This is a genomic window from Labrys sp. E2SS-1L (assembly GCF_057073705.1).
Genome location: NZ_CP172712.1, coordinates 2,343,312 through 2,362,366 on the forward strand (window position 1 = coordinate 2,343,312; position 19,055 = coordinate 2,362,366).

17 protein-coding genes are annotated in these 19,055 nt (G+C 65.7%); 9 read left to right on the top strand and 8 right to left on the bottom strand.

Annotated elements, in window-relative coordinates; all coding sequences use genetic code 11:
• The first annotated feature begins 227 nt into the window (after positions 1 to 227).
• Positions 228 to 1,403, top strand: coding sequence for a fumarylacetoacetate hydrolase family protein (locus ACIGJE_RS10835; RefSeq protein ID WP_367624167.1), 1,176 nt, complete (start codon positions 228 to 230; stop codon positions 1,401 to 1,403).
• 163 nt (positions 1,404 to 1,566) lie between these two features.
• Here ACIGJE_RS10835 and ACIGJE_RS10840 read toward each other — a convergent pair whose 3' ends face one another.
• Positions 1,567 to 2,472 (bottom strand): metallophosphoesterase family protein, encoded by a 906-nt coding sequence (locus ACIGJE_RS10840; protein WP_311933620.1) that lies wholly within the window; start codon positions 2,470 to 2,472, stop codon positions 1,567 to 1,569.
• 519 nt (positions 2,473 to 2,991) lie between these two features.
• Here ACIGJE_RS10840 and ACIGJE_RS10845 point away from each other — a divergent pair.
• Both ACIGJE_RS10845 and ACIGJE_RS10850 read left to right on the top strand, forming a co-directional pair.
• Complete coding sequence (locus ACIGJE_RS10845; protein ID WP_311933618.1) at positions 2,992 to 3,435, top strand: NUDIX domain-containing protein; 444 nt, start codon at positions 2,992 to 2,994, stop codon at positions 3,433 to 3,435.
• A 240-nt stretch (positions 3,436 to 3,675) separates the two neighbouring features.
• Positions 3,676 to 4,173 carry a GNAT family N-acetyltransferase gene (locus tag ACIGJE_RS10850; RefSeq protein ID WP_311933616.1) on the top strand — a complete coding sequence of 166 codons (498 nt, stop codon included), beginning with the start codon at positions 3,676 to 3,678 and terminating at the stop codon, positions 4,171 to 4,173.
• 30 nt (positions 4,174 to 4,203) lie between these two features.
• On the opposite strand, the gene ACIGJE_RS10855 is transcribed toward ACIGJE_RS10850, so the two are convergent.
• From ACIGJE_RS10855 to ACIGJE_RS10870, 4 genes are all read right to left on the bottom strand, one after another.
• Positions 4,204 to 5,421, bottom strand: coding sequence for a CCA tRNA nucleotidyltransferase (locus ACIGJE_RS10855; RefSeq protein WP_311933615.1), 1,218 nt, complete (start codon positions 5,419 to 5,421; stop codon positions 4,204 to 4,206).
• Between the two features lie 115 nt (positions 5,422 to 5,536).
• Positions 5,537 to 5,797 (bottom strand): DUF6111 family protein, encoded by a 261-nt coding sequence (locus tag ACIGJE_RS10860; protein ID WP_311933613.1) that lies wholly within the window; start codon positions 5,795 to 5,797, stop codon positions 5,537 to 5,539.
• Between the two features lie 21 nt (positions 5,798 to 5,818).
• Positions 5,819 to 6,484 (bottom strand): CoA pyrophosphatase, encoded by a 666-nt coding sequence (locus ACIGJE_RS10865; protein ID WP_311933611.1) that lies wholly within the window; start codon positions 6,482 to 6,484, stop codon positions 5,819 to 5,821.
• A 1-nt stretch (position 6,485) separates the two neighbouring features.
• Positions 6,486 to 7,082, bottom strand: a complete 597-nt coding sequence (locus ACIGJE_RS10870) for a DUF1285 domain-containing protein (RefSeq protein ID WP_311933609.1) — start codon at positions 7,080 to 7,082, stop codon at positions 6,486 to 6,488.
• A gap of 152 nt (positions 7,083 to 7,234) precedes the next feature.
• Between ACIGJE_RS10870 and ACIGJE_RS10875 the strand changes: the two genes are divergently transcribed.
• The 6 genes from ACIGJE_RS10875 to serS all read left to right on the top strand — a co-directional run bounded on the left by ACIGJE_RS10875 (position 7,235) and on the right by serS (position 16,271).
• Positions 7,235 to 8,233, top strand: a complete 999-nt coding sequence (locus tag ACIGJE_RS10875) for an AAA family ATPase (RefSeq protein WP_311933607.1) — start codon at positions 7,235 to 7,237, stop codon at positions 8,231 to 8,233.
• Between the two features lie 5 nt (positions 8,234 to 8,238).
• A complete protein-coding gene (locus ACIGJE_RS10880) occupies positions 8,239 to 9,162 on the top strand; it encodes a DUF58 domain-containing protein (protein ID WP_415083359.1) in 924 nt (307 codons plus the stop codon).
• 235 nt (positions 9,163 to 9,397) lie between these two features.
• The gene (locus tag ACIGJE_RS10885; RefSeq protein WP_483680047.1) at positions 9,398 to 12,187 is read left to right on the top strand and encodes a DUF4159 domain-containing protein; all 2,790 of its coding nucleotides are present in this window, start codon (positions 9,398 to 9,400) and stop codon (positions 12,185 to 12,187) included.
• On the top strand, positions 12,187 to 14,262 hold the full coding sequence (locus ACIGJE_RS10890; protein ID WP_483680049.1) for a hypothetical protein: 2,076 nt from the start codon (positions 12,187 to 12,189) through the stop codon (positions 14,260 to 14,262). The genes ACIGJE_RS10885 and ACIGJE_RS10890 overlap by 1 nt, the downstream gene beginning before the upstream one ends.
• 264 nt (positions 14,263 to 14,526) lie before the next feature.
• On the top strand, positions 14,527 to 14,769 hold the full coding sequence (locus tag ACIGJE_RS10895; RefSeq protein ID WP_311933601.1) for a hypothetical protein: 243 nt from the start codon (positions 14,527 to 14,529) through the stop codon (positions 14,767 to 14,769).
• A 239-nt stretch (positions 14,770 to 15,008) separates the two neighbouring features.
• A complete protein-coding gene (serS, locus tag ACIGJE_RS10900) occupies positions 15,009 to 16,271 on the top strand; it encodes a serine--tRNA ligase (RefSeq protein ID WP_483680051.1) in 1,263 nt (420 codons plus the stop codon).
• 29 nt (positions 16,272 to 16,300) lie between these two features.
• On the opposite strand, the gene blaOXA is transcribed toward serS, so the two are convergent.
• The 3 genes from blaOXA to ACIGJE_RS10915 all read right to left on the bottom strand — a co-directional run bounded on the left by blaOXA (position 16,301) and on the right by ACIGJE_RS10915 (position 18,814).
• Positions 16,301 to 17,089, bottom strand: coding sequence for a class D beta-lactamase (gene blaOXA / locus ACIGJE_RS10905; RefSeq protein ID WP_376717619.1), 789 nt, complete (start codon positions 17,087 to 17,089; stop codon positions 16,301 to 16,303).
• Positions 17,090 to 17,347: 258 nt separating this feature from the next.
• Positions 17,348 to 18,259 (bottom strand): oxygen-dependent coproporphyrinogen oxidase, encoded by a 912-nt coding sequence (gene hemF, locus ACIGJE_RS10910; protein WP_311933595.1) that lies wholly within the window; start codon positions 18,257 to 18,259, stop codon positions 17,348 to 17,350.
• A 75-nt stretch (positions 18,260 to 18,334) separates the two neighbouring features.
• The gene (locus ACIGJE_RS10915; RefSeq protein WP_483680053.1) at positions 18,335 to 18,814 is read right to left on the bottom strand and encodes a tRNA (cytidine(34)-2'-O)-methyltransferase; all 480 of its coding nucleotides are present in this window, start codon (positions 18,812 to 18,814) and stop codon (positions 18,335 to 18,337) included.
• Positions 18,815 to 19,055 lie beyond the last annotated feature (241 nt).

Consider the following 19,055-nt stretch of genomic DNA (forward strand, 5'->3'; position numbering starts at 1 on the left):
GTTTAAATTTTTGAAATATTTTGTATTTGTCTCTTTATATATTGAGTTAAATCTTAAATCCATGAGAATACCTCGCTAGTCAATTTTGCTTACAGGCCTATACCCGTGAGGTTAATCCACATTCGTACGGCGCATATCTTTGTATACCGCTTATGCAAGTCTTGCCCATTCGCGCGGTTGACGCTAAGGGCAGGTTGATAGAGCTCTTACCAGCCGCGAGGTCCGCAATGTCGTTCACGCTCACCCCCGAAAATACCCTCCCGGTCGACGGTGTCGCCGGGACATTGATCGGGCGTGTCTGGCTGCCGGATGTCGAGGGACCGGCCGTCGTGGTTGCCAAGGAGGATGGCCTGCACGACATTACCTCCAGCTTCCCGACGGTCAGGGATCTCTGCGAAGCGCGAAATCCAGCCCAGGCTGCCAAGGCGGCACCCTCCACCGAAATCGGGGCCCTGGCGGAAATCCTGGCCAACACGCCGCCGGCCAACCGCGACCTGCGCAAGCCCTGGCTGCTGGCGCCGATCGATCTCCAGGCCATCAAGGCGGCCGGTGTCACCTTCGTGGTGTCGATGCTCGAGCGGGTGATCGAGGAGAAGGCGCGGGGAAACTCGGCTGCAGCCGCTTCCCTCAGGGCTGAGATCGTCAAGCTGGTCGGTGACGACCTGGCGCGCCTGCGTCCCGGCTCGGCCGAGGCTGCAAAGCTGAAGGAGGTGCTGATCGCCCAGGGCGCATGGTCGCAATATCTGGAAGTCGGTATCGGACCGGATGCCGAGATTTTCAGCAAGGCCCAGCCCATGGCGGCCGTCGGTACCGGCGCCGATGCCGGCCTTCATCCCAATTCGACCTGGAACAATCCCGAGCCGGAAGTGGTGCTGGTGGTTTCTGCTGCCGGCAAGATCGTCGGCGCGACGCTGGGCAACGACGTCAACCTACGCGATTTCGAGGGCCGGTCGGCCCTGCTCCTCTCCAAGGCCAAGGACAACAACGCATCGGCGGCGGTCGGCCCCTTCGTGCGCCTGTTCGACTCCACCTTCTCGCTCGATCATGTCAGGCGCGCCGACGTGACGCTGGAGGTACGCGGGCCCGAAGGCTACCGGCTCACCGGCATGAGTTCGATCTCCAAGATCAGCCGCGATCCTGGCGATCTCGTCTCGCAGATGATCGGCGTCAACCATCAGTATCCCGACGGCGCGGTCCTCTTCCTGGGCACCATGTTCGCGCCCATCGATGATCGCGACGAGAAGGGTAAGGGCTTCACCCACAAGATCGGTGATATCGTCACCATTGCTGCCCCCGAGCTCGGCTCGCTCACCAATCGCATGGTGCGCAGTTCCGACGCACCGCCCTGGACCTTCGGTGCCAGCCACCTCCTGCGCAACCTGGCCAGGCGCGGCTTGCTGTGATCGCCCACAGGCGGGCTGCCGCGTAACGGCGGATCCGGATGAAACTCCGAAGGCGCTCCCATTCAGGGCGCTCTCGCAGGCAATACCGTTCTCTTCGGCGGGTGGCTTCTGGATAGCCGGGTCAAGCCCGGCGCATCCACTCCCTCGAGCGATGCTGCCGCCTTCAGGCCAGTTCTTGCGAACGCAGCTGCTCTGGCGGGTGGCCGGCGGCTACGAAGCCCCGGACCGTCAGCCCGATTTTCCAGTTCTTCTGTTTGCCGGTGATCGAGAAGAGATTGTAGGAGGCCGGCCAGCGGGCACGCTCCGGGGCGGCCGAGGCCGAGGGGGTGCAGACCACCGGTATCGGCCCCTTGGGGCCCTTGATGCGATGCACCAGCCCGGTGTGGATATGCCCGTGCAGGACGAGCTCTGCCCCGGTACGGCGCAGCACGGCGTTCAGCCGGTCGCAATCGATCAGCATCGCGGTCGGTCCGGCGTCCTGACGTCGCACGGGATGATGCAGCATGACCACGCGGCAATAGCCTTCATGCTCCAGATGTTCGAGGATGGGGCCGAGCTTGGCGATCTGGCGCGGACCGAGCTTGCCGGTGGCCATGAAAGGCGCGGTCGGAATCGCACTGGACAGGCCGACAAGCGCCACTTTTCCGCGGATGCGCACATAGGGAAAGCGCTCGTCCTCGTCGAGGGGATGGGCGCCGGCGTTGTCGCCGCGCATCCAGGGATCGAAGGCCGAGAGCAAATGGAGGGCGCCGCCCTTGGTGTAGGCATCGTGATTGCCGGGCACCAGCGAGACGAAGTCGGGCGCGCCGACGGTTTCGAGAAAAGCGCGCGCCGCCGGATACTCGCCAGGCAGAGCGAGATTGACCACGTCGCCGGTCAAGGCGATATGGTCGGGCGCCTGCGCATGCAAATCCACCAGGAGTTGCTGCAGCACATCCATGCGGTGGACGTCCCGGCGCCCTCGATTCCAGTTGATCCAGCCCAGAACCCGCTTTCCCGCCAGTTCCTTGGCCCTGGCTCGCGGCAAAGGCCCGATATGGGGGTCTGAAAGATGCGCGAGCTTGAACATGAGGAGGCAATCGGGGAGGCGGGGTAATCACGAAGCGACAGGCAGTGACGCTAGCGTGGCCATATGGCCTGCCTCTGTCAACGCAAAACGCCTGCGCGTTCTCGCGAACGGCAGGCGTCGTTTTGGTCGGGGACCATCAACCGCCGCTACGCAGCGGGACGATCGTTAAGCTTTGCTGAAGGTCAACAATGCGACAGTGTCGCGGGTAGCCTGGGTCTTGGCACGGATACGAACGGCGCTGGCAAGCAGCCGGAAATAGGTAAACATCGAACTATACCGGGGCGAAGGCCCCTGGGTCTCCTCTATTGGGGTGGCGCTTCTATACCGCAGGAACAGGTATTTTACCAGCCGGTAAAGGCTGCTTGGCACGCTGGACAGCCATGCATGGGCGAGATGGCAGGGTGTGGGAAGTTTTTTGCGATATGATCCCAGACAGGGCCTGGCCACTTCCTTCCAATCACTGAGCGTCGATGAATGAATTCTTCTTCAATTACATTGCGACAGAAGATCGGACGTCTGGTGACTCCGCTTTTCATGGTCTATTCCCGCATGCAGCGTGGTATGACTTTGGGCGTGCGCGCCGCCGTGCTCGACGGGCAGGGCAGGGTCTTTCTGGTGCGGCATACCTATGTGCCGGGCTGGTATCTTCCGGGAGGAGGCGTCGAGACCGAGGAAACCGCACTGGAGGCCCTGGCCCGTGAGCTGGATGAGGAGGGGCATATCCATCTCGATGCATCGCCCGAGCTGCAGGGGCTCTATTGGAATCGGGAGATCAGCCGCCGCGACCACATTGCCTTCTTCTTGGTGCGGCACTACACCCAGGCACAACCCCGCCTGCCGGATCACGAGATCGCCGAGGCCGGCTTCTTTCCCCTCGATGCCCTGCCGGAGGAAACCACCAAGGCGACCCGCCGTCGGCTCGATGAAGTGGCGGGACGGCGACAGCCGGATGGCCTGTGGTGATGCGGCGGTCCGTGCCGACGGCATTTGCGATGCGCGGGTTCCCGAAATGGCACGATCCGCGCAGCAAAATATCGTCCGATCGATAAATCCGGTTGTAAGACGGCCTCTTTTGCTGTACGCGCCGGCCATGATGACGAAGAGCCTTCAGCTGCGACGACGAACCGTGGTTTCGCCCCACTCCCTTTCGCGCGCCTGAACGGTCAAGCCGGCGGGCGCTCCCTGCCTGCCGGAACCATCGCAATGCCTGAAATCGCCATCGACCTCACCCCCGAGACGCCCGACGACGGTGCCGTCATCGACAAGCTGCACGAACGGGCCTTTGGGCCCGGCCGCTTCGCCCGCACGGCCTTCCGCCTGCGCGAAGGCGTGCCGCCGCATCCCAAACTGTCCTATGTGGCGCGCATCGGTTCGATGATCGTGGGCTCGATCCGGCTGACACCGATCCATGTCGGCGAGGCCCCGGCCTTGCTCCTCGGGCCCCTGACGGTGGAGCCCGCCTTCCGCTCGCGCGGCATCGGCCTGACGCTGATGCAGGCCAGCCTGACCGAGGCCGCCGAGATTGGCCATCGGCTCGTCATCCTGGTGGGCGACGAGCCCTATTACAGCCGGGTCGGCTTCACGCGCATCGCGCCAGGACGGGTCATGCTGCCCGGGCCGGTCGATCCCCTGCGCCTCCTGGTGAAGGAACTGGTGGAGGGGGCCTTCGAAGGGGTTGCGGGCGCTGCGCGCGGCGGCTGAACCGGCCGGGCATTCCAGATATCGGGCTGGTCAGGTGGTCATGCGCACTGCTTCGTCCAGGAGGGCCTGACGCTGTGCGCCATCCTCCGTGAAGCCGCCGTCGATCCAGGCCTGCTCGGCGCGCGCGAGGATGCGGCCGATGCGCGGGCCAGGCTTGATGCCGAATTGCGCGAGATCCCTGCCGCTGAACGGGGGCTCGGGAATGCTCCAATGCTCCGGTAAAGCCAGGGCCTCGGCAAAATCGGCGTCGGGATGGTGCGCGGCCGCGACGAGCATGCCGTCGCGGTAAAGCTCCGGGCCCAGGCGATAAAGCCATTCCCGGGCCTTGGGAAGGGTGGGGGCGTGTCTGACGCGCTCCAGCAACAGGGCAATCGTGGCCAGGCGTTTGGCCTCGGCGTTCGATAGCCGCAGCCGTGCCGCCAGCCGCTCGGCATCCTGCCGCGTGAACAGGCTGAGGGCCGCCAGCCGCCGGATGGCGTCGGGTTTCGTCTGGCCCCGGGCTTCGAGGTCCGCGAGGCGACGAAACGCCTCGACGCGTGAGATACCCCCCAGCAGGATGCCGAGAAAACCGGCAGCCTCGATCTCGGCGAGGACCTCGCTGGCGTGCGGCGCCGTGAGCAGTTTGAGGAGCTCGGCCCTGATGCGTTCGGCCGAGAGCCGGCGCAGGCCCTCGCGTCCGCGTATCGCCGCTGTGAAGCTCGCTTTATCAAGCGGTCCCTGCCCGAAACGGGCATGAAAGCGAAAAAGACGCAGAATGCGCAGATAATCCTCGGCGATACGCTGATCGGCCTCGCCGAGGAAGCGCACCCGCCGCTCGGCGATGTCGGCAAGGCCGCTGGCATAGTCGTGCAGCCGGCCGTCGGGGGTGAGCGAGAGGGCATTGATGGTGAAGTCGCGCCGGAATGCGTCGGCCCGGAAGTCGCGGCCGAAATGCACCACGGCGCGGCGGCCGTCGGTCTCGATGTCCTCGCGCAGCGTCGTCACTTCGAGCGGGTGGCCATCGATGACCACGGTCACGGTGCCGTGCTCGATGCCGGTGGGCACGACCTTCCAGCCGCGCGCCCGAGCCCGGGCCTGGGTCTCGACGGGCAGGGCCGTGGTGGCGATGTCCCAGTCGGCGACGGCCTCGCCGAGCAGGGCATTGCGCACGGCGCCTCCCACCACCCGCGCTTCTTCCCCGTCTTGGTTCAGGGCCGCGAGCAGCGTCGACAAGGGGGGCTTGTCGAGCCAGGGGAAACGCTCATCCATCCGGTCATGCATCCAATGGCATCTTCAAGAAAAGTCGTCGGGCTGCTCAGCTGAGAAAATGCGTCAAAACAATAAGTTAGAGAGAAAATCCGATTCGGAGAATGCGCACTTTTCCCTATCGTGTCTGAGGCTCGACCAGCTTGCCGTCCTCCATATGCGCGGGGACATAGGCACTGCCGGCAGGGGCTCCGCCATAATGGGCAAAGAGCGCCAGGCCAACCGCCATGCTCACCACACCCAGCGCGATCAGTCGCAGCAGCGGGACCCCTGTCCGCTCGGGGGTGCCAGGCTGGCCGCCGCGCAGCAGCACCCAGATCCCATAGACCAGGAAAGGCAGGATGAACAGCACTGCCTCGAACAGGAAAGGCCGGAACATCAGCTTGCGACCTTCATCGTCTCAGCCATAGATCCGCTCATAGAGGGTATGGATGATCCCCGCCGTCACGCCCCAGATATAGTGGCCCTGCCAGGGAATTGCATAATATTGGCGCATGGCACCGCGCCATTCCCGGCTTTCGGCAATGTGGTTGGCCGGATCCATCAGGAAGGCGAGCGGGCATTCGAACACGCTGTCGACCTCGGCGGGATTGAGATGCAGCACCATGCCCGGATCGGCCAGGGCCACCACCGGCGCGATACGGTAGCCCGAGCCCGTAAGATAGAGATCGAGATAGCCGATCGGGCTGATCAGGCTGGCCGACAGCCCGACCTCCTCCTCGGCCTCGCGCATCGCAGCTGCCAGGGCGCTGCCGTCGTCGGGATCGATGCGACCGCCGGGAAAAGCGATCTGGCCCGAATGGTTGCGCAGTGCGCTCGAACGATGGGTGAGCAGCACCGTGGGTCCGTCGGGCCGGTCGATGAGGGCGATCAGCACGGCCGCTGGCTTGGAGGGCGCCGCGGGCAATTCGGCAAGCAGGCCGGGGGAGAAGCGGTGATCGCCATGATCAGGCACGCTGTCGAGATGGAGCCCTGCCGGCGCCTCGACGGCAAGCCGGTGTCGGGCTCGTTCGAGGAAGGCCTCGAGCTCGGGATGGTGGGTCTCAGGGGGCAGGGCGGTCAGCATGTCAGGGATTGGTGTTTCGAGGCTCGGCACCGATTTCATCGGCAGGGGCCATGGCAAAGAAGCTGTCGCCAGAGGCGACGCCGAACAGGGCGACCCCGTCGACTTCCCGGATCTCGCCGAGGTCGGCAAGATCGTAATAGAGAGCGCGATTGACCCGAGCCCAAAGGCCGGCGCGCACATGCACATAGGGCTTCAGCCCCTCGGAAGCCCCGATCTCGAACCGCATGGGATGGTCCGGGCCGGCCTCGGTCCAGTCGTCGACATTGGTGCGGAAGGACAGGATCTGCCCGCCTGCGCCTGTTTCCACGCGCATTTCCACGGCGACGAAGGGCGCGTCATCCACTGCGATGCCGACGCGCTCCACCGGCGTCACCAGCACATAGCGATCCTCGTCACGGCGCAGGATCGAGGCAAACAGCTTGACGAGTTCGATCCGCCCGATCGGGCTCTTCATGTAATGCCAGCTGCCATCGGCCGCGATACGCATGTCGATATCGCCGCAGAACGGGGGATTCCACAGATGCACCGGACGGGCGCCGGCATGTTTGCCGGTTTCCTTGACGGCCTTGGTCAATCCGGCCAGATCGGTCTGGGCCATAGTCGAAAACACTCGGTGATAAAACGGACGTGAAAACGGCAGAGAAACTCTCGCTCCTGCCTTAGTTGCTCTCTAGTATCCTGCGATACAAGGGAATCGCGCAAGCTTTCCCATTATCCAGCGCCTGTCCGGCGCGTTTCCTGCGAGGCATGATGACGGCCGATACCGCCACCAATCTCGATGAAGCCATCATCCGCTCGGCTGAAAACACGGCAGATCTGATCAAGCGGGCCCGCGAAGCGGTGCATGGCGTGATCTTCGGCCAGGAGGCCGTGGTCGATGGCGCCCTGATCACCCTGCTTTCCGGCGGGCACGGCCTGCTCGTCGGCGTGCCGGGCCTTGCCAAGACCAAGCTGGTCGAAACGCTCGGCGTGGTATTGGGGCTCGATGCCAAGCGCGTGCAGTTCACGCCGGACCTGATGCCCTCGGACATCCTCGGCACCGAAGTGCTCGACGCCAGCGAGACCGGCAAGCGCAGCTTCCGTTTCGTGCGCGGTCCGGTTTTTGCCCAATTGCTGATGGCCGACGAGATCAACCGCGCCTCGCCGCGCACCCAGTCGGCCCTGCTGCAAGCGATGCAGGAATATCACATCACCGTGGCGGGCGAGCGCCATGACCTGCCCAAGCCCTTCCATGTCCTGGCGACGCAGAACCCCCTCGAGCAGGAGGGCACCTACCCCTTGCCGGAAGCCCAGCTCGACCGTTTCCTGATGCAGATCGACGTGCCCTATCCCGATCGCGAGGACGAGAAGCGCATTTTGCTCTTCACCACAGGCGCCGAGGAGGCTCCCGCGCGGCCCGCCATGAGCGTGGAGGATCTCCTGAGCGCACAACGCCTGGTCCGGCGGTTGCCGGTCGGCGAATCGGTGGTCGAGGCCATCCTCACGCTGGTGCGCTCGGCCCGCCCCGGCGAGACGCCCGACCTTGCCGGCAAAATCGCCTGGGGCCCGGGCCCGCGCGCCAGCCAGGCCCTGATGCTCGCTGTGCGGGCACGTGCCCTGGTGCAGGGCCGGTTCTCTCCTTCGATCGACGATGTCATCGCCCTCGCCGAACCCGTGCTCAAGCACCGCATGGCCCTCAGCTTTGCCGCCCGGGCCGATGGCGAGAGCATCGAGGGCGTGATCGGACGCCTTGCGCGCAAATTGGGCTGAGCCGAATGGCGGTTTCCACGCGGCTGATCGACGAGCATAAGGCGGTCAGGTCATCAGGCCTGCAGCAGGCGGCGCTCGATCTGGCCGAAGCCATGCCCAGGCTTGCCCTGGAGGCGCGCCGCGTGGCGGCGACGGCATTGCATGGCCTGCATGGCCGCCGCCGGGCCGGACAGGGCGAGAATTTCTGGCAGTTCCGCCATTTTGCCCCCGGAGAGGCGGCTGCCAATGTCGACTGGCGCCGGTCGGCGCGTGGCGACGAACTTTATGTGCGCGAGCACGAATGGGACGCGGCCCAGACCCTGTGGCTATGGGTCGATCGTTCGATCTCGATGAATCTGGCGTCGAGCCTGGCGCAGACCTCCAAGCTCGAACGGGCACTGGTGCTGTGCCTGGCTTTTGCCGACCTCCTGGTGCAGGGCGGTGAACGCGTCGGCCTGATCGGCCTGGCCCGGCCGACCTCGCAGAGGGCGATTATCGAAAAATTCGCTCTCGCCTTGATGGCGGTGGCTCCGCCCGCCACGGCGGAGCGCAGCGGACTGCCCGAGCGGATTGCGCTCGGCCCTCGCAGCGAAGCCATTCTGATCGGTGATTTTCTCGACGAGCCGGAAGTAACGGGGGGCACCATTGCGGCCCTGGCGGCTCGCGGCGCGCGCGGTCATCTCCTGGTCGTCGCCGATCCGATCGAAGAGACCTTTCCGTTTGCCGGCCGTACCGAACTGATCGATCCTGAAACGGGAGCGAAGTTCCAGGCTCCGCGGGCCCAGGACATCCGCCAGGCCTATGAGGCTAGGCTTGCCGCCCATCGTGACGCCTTGCGGGCGATCACGCACCGCTATGGCTGGAGCATGACGCTGCATCGCACCGACAAGCCGGCCTCCCAGGCCGTGCTGGCCCTGCATCCGTTGCTGCAGCAGGGGGAGGGGGCCTGATGGCGGTGATCGAAAGGCCTGGCCCACGGAGGTTGGGGAGACGTTTGGGGATAAGTGCTCTGTCATCCCCGGCGAGGCCGGAGGCCGAGGGAAGGGGATCCAGGGCTGCAACCGATGCCTTTGGTCCCTGGATCCCCTTCCCTTCGCCCTCTCTCGCTTCGCTCGCGAGTGGCGCAGCCGGGGATGACGGAACACCTGTTGCCGAACGCAAGCCTGGCGGACGGAGGCTTGGTCGATGCTAGGTTCGCTGGCTCTCGCCTCGCCCTGGATGCTGGCGGCTCTGGCCCTGCTGCCGGCCATCTGGCTGCTGCTGCGCCTGGTGCCGCCACGGCCGCAACGCGTCGACTTTCCACCCTTGCGCCTGCTCTACGGCCTGTTGCCGCGCGGGCGGGTGGCAGCGCGCTCGCCCTGGTGGCTGACGGCCTTGCGCCTCATCCTGGCTGCCTTGGTGATCGCCATGCTGGCCGTGCCGACGCTGCGGCCTTTCAGTCAGGCCGGACCGACGCGTACGGCGCCGCTGTTGTTCCTCGTCGACAATGGCTGGGGTTCCGCCGCGACCTGGGCAAAGCGCCAGGAAGTGATCCAGGCCGCACTCGCCGCGGCCGAGCAGGATCGCCGCCCGGTGGCAATGGCGGCCCTGGCCGAGCCGCTCACCGATCTTTCGCTCAGTCCTGCTGCGAGCCTCGGTCCGCGCCTCACAGCGCTTGCTCCGCAGCCCTGGCAGGCCAATCGTGGCGCCTATGCGCCCGCCATCGCCTCCTTCCTGCGTGCGGCGCCGGAGGCCGAGATCGTCTGGTTCTCGGACGGCCTGGCAGGGGATGGCGACAATGGCTTTCTCGCCGCTTTGTCGGAAGCCGGCAAGCAGGGGCGGGTGACGGTCTATCGTGACGATGGCCGCAGTTCGCTGGCCCTTGCGGGCGCGGCCAATGCGCCGAGCGGCATCTCGGTGCGCGTTTTGCGCACGGGCAAGCTCGATCGCGTCTTGTCAGGCACGGTGAGGGCGCTCGACCTCAAGAACCTGCCGGTTGGCCAAGCCGATTTCAGTTTCCCGGCAGGCGCCGGCGAGACCACGGCGCAGCTCGACCTGCCCGTCGACATTCGCAATGATGTGGCGCGGCTGGAAATCGTCGGCGACGCGTCGGCCGGAGCGGTGCAGTTGCTCGACCGCACTTGGCGCCGCCGCATGGTCGGCATCGTCTCGGGGCAGGACAAGGATGTCAGCCAGCCCCTGCTGTCGGCGAACTATTACCTCACGCGAGCGCTCGAGCCCTATGCCGATGTGAGGACTGCCGAGGGAACCTCGCCGGCCGAGGCGATCGGCCGCTTTCTCGATGACAAACTGCCGGTCTTGATGCTGGCCGATGTCGGCAATCTCGGCGATGCCGAAGCCAAGCTCTCGACCTGGATCGAGAATGGCGGCGTTCTGGTGCGCTTTGCCGGCTCGCGTCTCGCTGCCGCCGAGAATACGCTGCTGCCGGTGAAGCTGCGCCAGGGCGGGCGCACACTGGGCGGGACGCTCTCCTGGGAGAAGCCGCAAAAGCTCGGCAGCTTCGATGCCAATAGCCCCTTCGCAGGCCTCGCCTTGCCGGATGACGTCAGCGTCAAGCGCCAATTGCTGGCCGAGCCCGATATCGATCTGCCCGGCCGGACCTGGGCTGCCCTGGCCGATGGCACGCCGCTGGTCACGGCCGAGAAACGGGGCAATGGCGTCATCGTGCTCTTTCACGTGACGGCCGACACCACCTGGTCCAACCTCGTCCTGTCGGGAACCTTCGTGGAGATGCTGCGCAAGGTGGTGGGGCTGGCCAAATCCGCGCCGGTTGCGGGGGCTGCCGCAGCGCAGGCGAGCGCCGCAGCGCCGGTCTATGCTGCGCCGAGCCGGACGCTCGATGGGCAGGGTGCTTTCCAGGTGCCGCCGGCCACCGCCCAGCCCGTGCGGGCGGATCAGCCCGGCATCGGCCGTCCCGATCATCCGCCCGGCTTCTACGGGCCGCCCGATGGCCTGGTGGCCGTCAATGCGCTGGCTGCCAATGCCGTGTTGAAACCCCTGGACTATACCACCGTGAATGCGTCCCTGGCCGACTATACGGTTGCCAAGCCGATCGCCCTCGGGCCCGTTCTGCTGCTGGTCGCGCTGGCCCTGCTGCTGGCCGATGCCCTGATCGTCTTCTTCATGGCGGGCGGCTGGACGCGTCTTGCCCGTCCCGGTGTGGGGTCGGCGGCCCTCGTCGTGCTGGCGCTGTCCCTCACCCTGTTGGCATCACCGGATGCCCAGGCGCAGAGCCGCCCCTTCGACGCTGCGCTGAAGACCCGCCTTGCCTATGTCGTCACCGGCGACAAGGAGACGGACGATACCAGCCTCGCCGGTCTCAAGGGCCTGACCGCCTATATCGCCGAACGCACGGCGCTGGAGCCGGGGCCGCCCGATGGCATCGATCCGGCCAAGGACGAACTGGCCTTCTATCCGCTGATCTACTGGCCGATCGTGCCGGGCAAGGAACCGCCGCCGCCGGCAGTGATGGCGCGCATCGACGCGTTCATGAAATCGGGTGGCACCATCATTTTCGATACGCGCGATGCGGTGCAGCAGGATGCGGGGGGAGCGGCCACCCCGGCCGGTGAAACGCTCAAGCGCCTGCTCTCGGGGCTCGACATTCCCGAGCTCGAACCCATACCGGCCAAGCACGTGCTGACCAAGACCTTCTACCTGCTCGACAAATTCGTCGGGCGTTACGACAATGGCGAAACCTGGGTGCAGGCCACCGCCCCGACATCCGAGGACAGCGACAAGCCCGTGCTGGGGGGAGACGGTGTTTCGCCCTTGATCATCACCTCCAACGATCTGGCCGCAGCCTGGGCCGTCGATGCCCAGATGAATCCGCTCTTTCCCGTTTCCACCGGGCTGGAGCGCCAGCGTGAGCTGGCCTATCGCGCCGGCGTCAACATGGTGATGTATGCGCTGACCGGCAACTACAAGGCGGATCAGGTGCATGTACAGGATCTCCTGGAGAGGCTCGGCCGCTGATGAGCGATTTCTCCCTGCAATTCCTGCCCTTGCTGTCCTGGCCTGTCGTCATCGGCCTGGCCGTGCTGGCGGCTGCGGTCGCGGCGCTGTGCCTGCTGGCGCGGCTGCGTGGGGCCTGGCTGCGCGCGCTGGTGCTGGGCCTGTTCGTCCTCGCTCTCACCGGACCCATCCTGACGCGCGAGCAGCGCGCGGTGCTGCCCAATGTCGTGGCCCTGGTGGTCGACCGTTCCGCCTCCCAGTCGCTGGACGAAAGGACGCGGCAGACAGACGCGGCCCGCGACGAGCTGAGCCGGCAGATCAAGGCGCTGGGCAATACCGAGCTGCGGGTGGTCGAAGCGGGGGGCGGGGTCAAGTCCGGTGCTGACGGCACCCAGCTCTTCGCTCCCTTGGCGACTGCCCTGTCCGACGTGCCGCCGGACCGCGTCGGTGGCGCCATCCTGCTGACGGACGGCGTGGTCCACGACGTGCCGGCTCGGGCGGCGGCCCTCGGTTTCAAGGCGCCGCTCCATGCCCTGATCACCGGCCGGGAGGATGAACGCGACCGCCAGATCAACCTGGTCGAGGCGCCGCGCTTCGGACTGGTGAAGCAGGCCACCACCATTCGCTTCCGCGTCGTCGATCGCGGTCCGAACATGCCGTCGACCGCCGCGGTGACCCTGCGCCGCGATGGCGAGGAGATTGCGCGCACCACCGTGCCGGTCGGCGAATTGTCCTCGCTGCAGGTGCCGATCGAGCATGCCGGCGTGAATGTGGTCGAGCTCGAAGCCGAAACCGTGCCGGGCGAACTCTCGCCGGTGAACAACCGGGCCGTGCTGCAGATCGAGGGCATCCGCGAGAAGATGCGCGTCCTGCTGGTCTCGGGCGAACCCAATGCCGGCGAGCGCACCTGGCGCAACCTGCTCAAGGCCGACGCCAATGTCGAGCTCGTGCATTTCACCATTCTCAGGCCGCCGCAGAAGGGGGACGGCACCCCGATCAACGAGCTCTCCCTGATCCAGTTCCCGACGCACCGCCTGTTCGACGAGGAGATCAACCGCTTCGACCTGATCATCTTCGACCGCTACGCGCAGGAAGGCCTGCTGCCGGCCGCCTATTTCGACAATATGACGGAGTTCGTGCGCAATGGCGGGGCGATCCTGCTGGCATCGGGCGCCGATTACGCCTCCGAGAACAGTCTGTGGGGTACCGGCCTGGCCGAGATCCTGCCGGCCTCGCCATCTGGCAACGTGCTCTATCAGCCCTACCGGCCGGAGATCAGCGCGCTCGGCAAACGCCATCCGGTGACGCGGGACCTGCCGGGCGGCAATGCCAATCCGCCGGCCTGGGGCCAATGGTTCACCACGGTAGAGACCAAGCTGCGCGAGGGCAGCGCCGTGATGACCGGCGCCCGAGGCGATCCGCTGCTCGTGCTCGCCCACCAGGGCAAGGGCCGGGTGGCCCTGCTGCTATCCGACCATGCCTGGCTGTGGGCACGTGGCTACGAGGGCGGCGGGCCCCATGTCGATCTGCTGCGGCGCCTGTCGCACTGGCTTTTGAAGGAGCCGGATCTCGACGAGGAGGCTCTGCGTGCACGGGCTGTCGGTCGCGACATCACGGTCGAGCGCCAGACCATGGCGGAGACGGCGGCACCGGTCGAACTGATCGGCCCGAATGGCGAGAAGGTCAGGCTTGCCCTCAAACCGGAGAAACCGGGCCTGTGGAGCGCAGTCTATTCCACCGACGTGATGGGGTTGTGGCGGGCCCAGGACGGCGCCTTGCAGGCGATCACCAATGTCGGTCCCGCCAATCCACGCGAATTCCAGGACCTGCTCTCCACGCCCGACAGGCTGAAGGGCATAGCCGGCGAGACCGGCGGCAGCGTGGAGCGCCTCGCCACCGCGTCCGGCCTGTCGATACCGGCGGTTCGCGCGGTCGGCGCCGGCTCCGCCTATGGCGGCAGCGGCTGGATCGGCCTCAAGCGCAGCGAGGCGTCGGTGGTACAGGGCATCGACACTATCCCGCTCTTCGCGGGCCTGCTCGGCCTTGCCTTGCTGCTGGGCGGCGTCACCCTGCTCTGGGCCCGGGAAGGCCGGTAGCCCGACGCACGCTTTTGCATGGCAGAGCGCGGGATATGCGGAGTGCCGGCCTCCCGGCTGACACGCCGGATGCCTCTCGGATGAAAATCGCAGCTATATCCTCCCTGCGCTCCCACGGATGGCGGCTGACAGGCAGGATGGCGTCGATGCCTCCGTTCCGCCATGCCTGGCCTGACGATTCGACTCTTGAGCCGGGAGGCCCTAAATTGGAGATGCAGGTTTCCAACCGAGCCTGCCTCAACGGAATGGGCCAAGGATACGAGAATGCGTAGCGACGAGATCCGGCCAGGAACGTTGGCCAAGCGCCATGCAGACCGACGATCCCAGACGACGCTGGGCTTCCGGCGCGAGAGTTTTACTTTGCCGCGTGAGGAAGCACGTGCCAAGGCGCGCGATCTGTTTACCCGCTACCCCAAGGCGGCCTATATGACCGAGATCGAATACTGGGAAGAACTGCCGGACGGGCAGATCTTCGTCACCATGCGCCATTTGCCGACGGCCGACTGAGAAGGGCGGTTTTCGCGGCCAGGGCCAGTTGACCTCCGCCGACGTCGCTGGCAGGGTGGTCCTATGTTCAGGTTCAATCGATCGAACTCGCGGCTGATCTCGTCCGACCCCTCGGGGCCGGGTTGCAGTCGCATGCGCTGAACTCTCTCCGCCATCGCGTTTCAACCAGGGCCCCGCCATCCGGCAGGGCCTTTTCGTTTGCTCCTGCCGCTGTGCGTCGCCAGCATCAGGAGGCAACATTGCTGGACATCGCTTTCATTCGTAACAACACCGCCGCGGTCGCCGAGGCGGCCCGGGTCAAGGGCATGACCGTCGATCTTGATCGGATCCTGGCCCTCGATACTGCCTTGCGTCGGGGCAAGACACGGATCGAAACCTTGAGGGCGGAACGAAATCGCATCACGGCACAGTTCGCCGAGGCCTCTGCGGCGCTGCGCGCGGCCGGCGCCGAACGTTCCAGGGCGATCGCAAGCGCGCTTACCGCCCTCCAGGGAAATGCCGGAGAAACGGAACAGACCTTGCGCGACCTCTTGCTGACGGTTCCCAACCTGCCCTGGCCAGGGGCGCCAGTTGGGCCGGATGAAAAGAGCAATCAGGTGGTGCGCGCCGTCGGCGATCGGCCCGACTTCGCCTTTCCGCCGCTCGATCACCTCGCCATTGCCGACAGGCATGGCTGGATCGACCAATCCCGGATTGCCAAGGTTGCCGGGGCTCGCAGCTATGTGCTGAAGGGGCGCCTGGCCTTGCTGGAACAGGCGCTCTTGTTCGACACGTCCCGTCGGCTCGCCCGCGAGGGGTTCCAGCCCATCGCCGTTCCCGCCCTGGTTCGTGGGAATGCCTTCGTCAATACCGGCCATTTTCCCTTCGCCAGGGAGGACACCTTCGAACTCCCGCGGGACGGTGCATATCTTGCCGGCACCGCCGAGATCGCGCTGACCGGCCTGCATGGCGGCGAGCTCATCGATGAGCGCGACCTGCCGCTGCTCTATGCCGGCTTCTCTCCCTGCTTCCGCCGCGAGGCCGGCAGCGGGGGACGCGACGTGCGTGGCCTGCTCAGGGTTCACCAGTTCTACAAGGTGGAGCAATATGTGATCTGTCGCGATGATCCCGAAGAATCCGCCCATTGGCATGGCCGGCTACTCGCCAATGCCGAGACCGTCCTGCAGGCCCTAGAACTGCCCTATCAGGTCGTCGAATGCTCCACCGGAGACATGGGGCCGGGCAAGGTGAGAATGAACGACATCGAGACCTGGGTGCCGAGCCTCGGATGCTATCGGGAAACCCATAGCTGTTCCACCTTGCATGATTGGCAAGCCCGGCGAGCCAATATCCGCTGGCGCGATCGGCGGGGGCAGGTCCGGTTCTGCCACACGCTGAACAACACCGCGATCGCGACGCCGCGCATCCTGGTGCCCTTGATCGAGAATCACCAGACGCCGCAGGGGCAGGTCCGAGTGCCCACCTTCCTGCGCAACTATCTCGATGGGGAGGAATTGCTGTGACGAGGGCCAGCCCGACCGGACGGACCGGATTACAGCCGGTCCAGCAAGTCGGGCAACTCCGCCAGGAAGGCGTCGCGCGCCTGCAGCCCGGCCCTGAGATTGCCCTTGGAGCCCATCTGCACCTGGCGCACGAAGGCCACATTGCGGCCGTCCCTGTTGGCCCAGCCGACGAACCAGCCATAGGCATGATCGAAATCGAGCCTGCCGTCGGAGCGCCGGGGCGCGCCGGAGCCGGTCTTGCCGTGAATTTCCCAGCCATTGGGCAGGGGAGCAAGCACCAGGATACGGGCTGTCATGTCGTAGGCCCGGTTCGAGACCGGCAATTGGTGACGCACCATCCGCTCCAGGAAGTCGAGCTGCTGGAGCGGTGTGATCTTGAGGGATGAGCTCAGCCAGGCCTGGGTGAGGCCGTTCTGCTTGCCTGGATCCCCGGAGACGTCCTGATTGCCGTAGTCGAATTCGGCGACATAGCGCTTGAAGCGCTGCTTGCCGAGACTGCGCGTGATCTGCTGCGAGTACCAGACCACCGAATTCTTCATCCAGCTGGCGGGGTCGGTGCTGGTGCGCCATTCCGGCACCCAGTCGGCATAGCCTTCGCGAAAGGGCAGGGCGGGCACATGCTCGTTCTTCAGCAGGCCCGAATCATAGCCCATCAGGCTGATGGCGATCTTGAAGGTCGAGGCCGGCGTGATCGGTTTGTCGCAGCTCCCTTCCTGCTTGAGCAGCTTGCCGGTCGCCACGTCGGCCAGCAGCGTGCAGGCGCTTGCGACGGCGGCCTCCGATGGCTGGGCCAGGGCGCTGCCTCCACCGGCCGGCATCGTCGAGAAGACGGCGGTGGCAAGAGCCACCAGGGCGGTCGTCGGACGGTGCATGCAGCAGGGTCTCCGGAGTCGACGCGCATCTGTCAGAGACATTGTGGCCCGATCTTGTCGATGGCAGCAACAGGCCGCGCTGCCCCTGGGGACAAAGTGCGATTTGAGTGATTCCGTCAAATCGCAAAACGCTTCGACCCGAAAGCGGGCCGCGGACCTATCCGCCTGCAGCCTGACGGCGGGCGGAAGGCAGGAATCGGCGGGTCAGGGCCATTTCACCGTGGGCGGCATCGACGACAGGATCGAAGACACATTGCCGCCGGTCTTGAGGCCGAACAGCGTGCCACGGTCATAGAGCAGGTTGAACTCGACGTAACGTCCGCGACGCACCAGCTGCTCGTCGCGCTCGGCCTCCGTCCAGGGTTTTTCGAAATTGCGCGTCACGAGCTCGGGATAAATGGCAGCGAAGGCCGTACCGACCGTCCGGGTGAAGGCGAAATCGGCCTGCCAGTCGCCGCTGGTGAGCCCGTCATAGAAAATGCCGCCGATGCCGCGCGACTCGTTGCGATGCTTGAGGAAGAAATAGTCGTCGCACCATTTCTTGTAGCGGGCATAGTCGGCCACGGCGTGAGCCTCGCAGGCCCGGCGCATGGCGGCGTGAAAATCGAGGCTGTCCGGGTCTTCCTGCGTGCGGCGTCCGTCGAGCATCGGCGTCAGGTCCGCGCCGCCGCCGAACCAGGCCTTGGTTGTCACCACGAATCGGGTGTTCATGTGCACGGTGGGCACATGAGGGTTCCAGGGATGGGCGATCAGGGAGATGCCGGAGGCCCAAAAGCGTGGATCCTCGGCGGCGCCGGGAATGTCGGTGCGAAATTCGGGTGAAAATTCCCCGTGGACGGTCGAACAATGCACGCCCACCTTTTCGAAAACCCTGCCATGCATCATCGCCATCACGCCGCCACCGCCCGGGTGGCCGGTGTGGTCGGTGCGCTGCCAGGGCGTGCGCCTGAAGCGTCCTGCGGCCGTACCGGCCGGTGCTCGGGCCTGGGGCAGCGCGTCCTCGAGGGTCTCGAAGGCGGCGCAGATCTGATCGCGCAGAGCCTCGAACCAGGCACGGGCCTCGGCCTGGCGGGGGGCGATCTCGGAGGAAAGAGGGGCGGAACCGGGCTTTGTCATGCTGCCTCTATAGTCCGTTTCCGCTAGCAGGCAATTGCGCAGGATCAATGACGGCCGAAAGGCGGACGTGCTCGATCAGGACGATTCCGCCGGGGAAGGGAAGCCGTCGGTCTGGCGCAGGGCCTCGCCCAGCACCATGGCGGCGGCGACGGCCACGTTGAGCGAGCGCAGTCCCGGGCGCATCGGTACGAACACCCGCGCGTCGGCCGCGGCATGGACCGCATCGGGCACGCCGGCTGATTCCCTGCCGACCATGAGGATGTCGTCCGGCCGGAATACATGGCCGGTATGGGGCACCGCGCCCTTGGTGGTCAGCAGCACCAGCCTCTGTCCGCTCGCGGCCCGCCAGGCCTCGAAGGCCCGGAAGGAAACATGGCGGTCGATGGCAAGGCGGTCGAGATAGTCCATCCCGGCGCGGCGGAATGCCCGGTCCGACACGGGAAAGGCCGCGGGCTCGACGATGGCCGCCTTTACGCCGAGGCAGGCGCACAGGCGCAGCATCGTGCCGGCGTTCTGGGGGATGTCGGGTTGAAACAGGGCGAGAGTGAGCGGCATTGGGGCATCGGCAGGGCGAGGGCGGAGACGTTCTTCATAGGGGACGCTTCCGGCATCGGGGATAGAGAATTTGCATTTATGGCGTTGATGTCATGCGACATAGCGCCATTTGCGGGCTGCACGATCTAGACAACTTCGCAACAGAGTGGCATGAGCCCCTTGATAAGGTTTGCCCCAGTTTCGCCGCGATCCGGTTTGGCGCGGCTGGGGTGGCCGAGATTTGGCAGAGTATGGACGGTAC

Excerpts from the sequence above, each read along its gene's own strand:
- ACIGJE_RS10875 (WP_311933607.1), top strand. The coding sequence starts at position 7,235 with ATGACGGCCGATACCGCCACCAATCTCGATGAAGCCATCATCCGCTCG.
- blaOXA (WP_376717619.1), bottom strand. The coding sequence starts at position 17,089 with ATGCCGGCCGGTGGAGGCAGCGCCCTGGCCCAGCCATCGGAGGCCGCC.
- ACIGJE_RS10870 (WP_311933609.1), bottom strand. The coding sequence starts at position 7,082 with ATGGCCCAGACCGATCTGGCCGGATTGACCAAGGCCGTCAAGGAAACC.
- ACIGJE_RS10865 (WP_311933611.1), bottom strand. The coding sequence starts at position 6,484 with ATGCTGACCGCCCTGCCCCCTGAGACCCACCATCCCGAGCTCGAGGCC.
- ACIGJE_RS10840 (WP_311933620.1), bottom strand. The coding sequence starts at position 2,472 with ATGTTCAAGCTCGCGCATCTTTCAGACCCCCATATCGGGCCTTTGCCG.
- ACIGJE_RS10895 (WP_311933601.1), top strand. The coding sequence starts at position 14,527 with ATGCGTAGCGACGAGATCCGGCCAGGAACGTTGGCCAAGCGCCATGCA.
- hemF (WP_311933595.1), bottom strand. The coding sequence starts at position 18,259 with ATGACAAAGCCCGGTTCCGCCCCTCTTTCCTCCGAGATCGCCCCCCGC.
- ACIGJE_RS10835 (WP_367624167.1), top strand. The coding sequence starts at position 228 with ATGTCGTTCACGCTCACCCCCGAAAATACCCTCCCGGTCGACGGTGTC.
- ACIGJE_RS10915 (WP_483680053.1), bottom strand. The coding sequence starts at position 18,814 with ATGCCGCTCACTCTCGCCCTGTTTCAACCCGACATCCCCCAGAACGCC.
- ACIGJE_RS10860 (WP_311933613.1), bottom strand. The coding sequence starts at position 5,797 with ATGTTCCGGCCTTTCCTGTTCGAGGCAGTGCTGTTCATCCTGCCTTTC.
- ACIGJE_RS10885 (WP_483680047.1), top strand. The coding sequence starts at position 9,398 with ATGCTAGGTTCGCTGGCTCTCGCCTCGCCCTGGATGCTGGCGGCTCTG.
- ACIGJE_RS10880 (WP_415083359.1), top strand. The coding sequence starts at position 8,239 with ATGGCGGTTTCCACGCGGCTGATCGACGAGCATAAGGCGGTCAGGTCA.
- ACIGJE_RS10890 (WP_483680049.1), top strand. The coding sequence starts at position 12,187 with ATGAGCGATTTCTCCCTGCAATTCCTGCCCTTGCTGTCCTGGCCTGTC.
- ACIGJE_RS10855 (WP_311933615.1), bottom strand. The coding sequence starts at position 5,421 with ATGGATGAGCGTTTCCCCTGGCTCGACAAGCCCCCCTTGTCGACGCTG.
- ACIGJE_RS10850 (WP_311933616.1), top strand. The coding sequence starts at position 3,676 with ATGCCTGAAATCGCCATCGACCTCACCCCCGAGACGCCCGACGACGGT.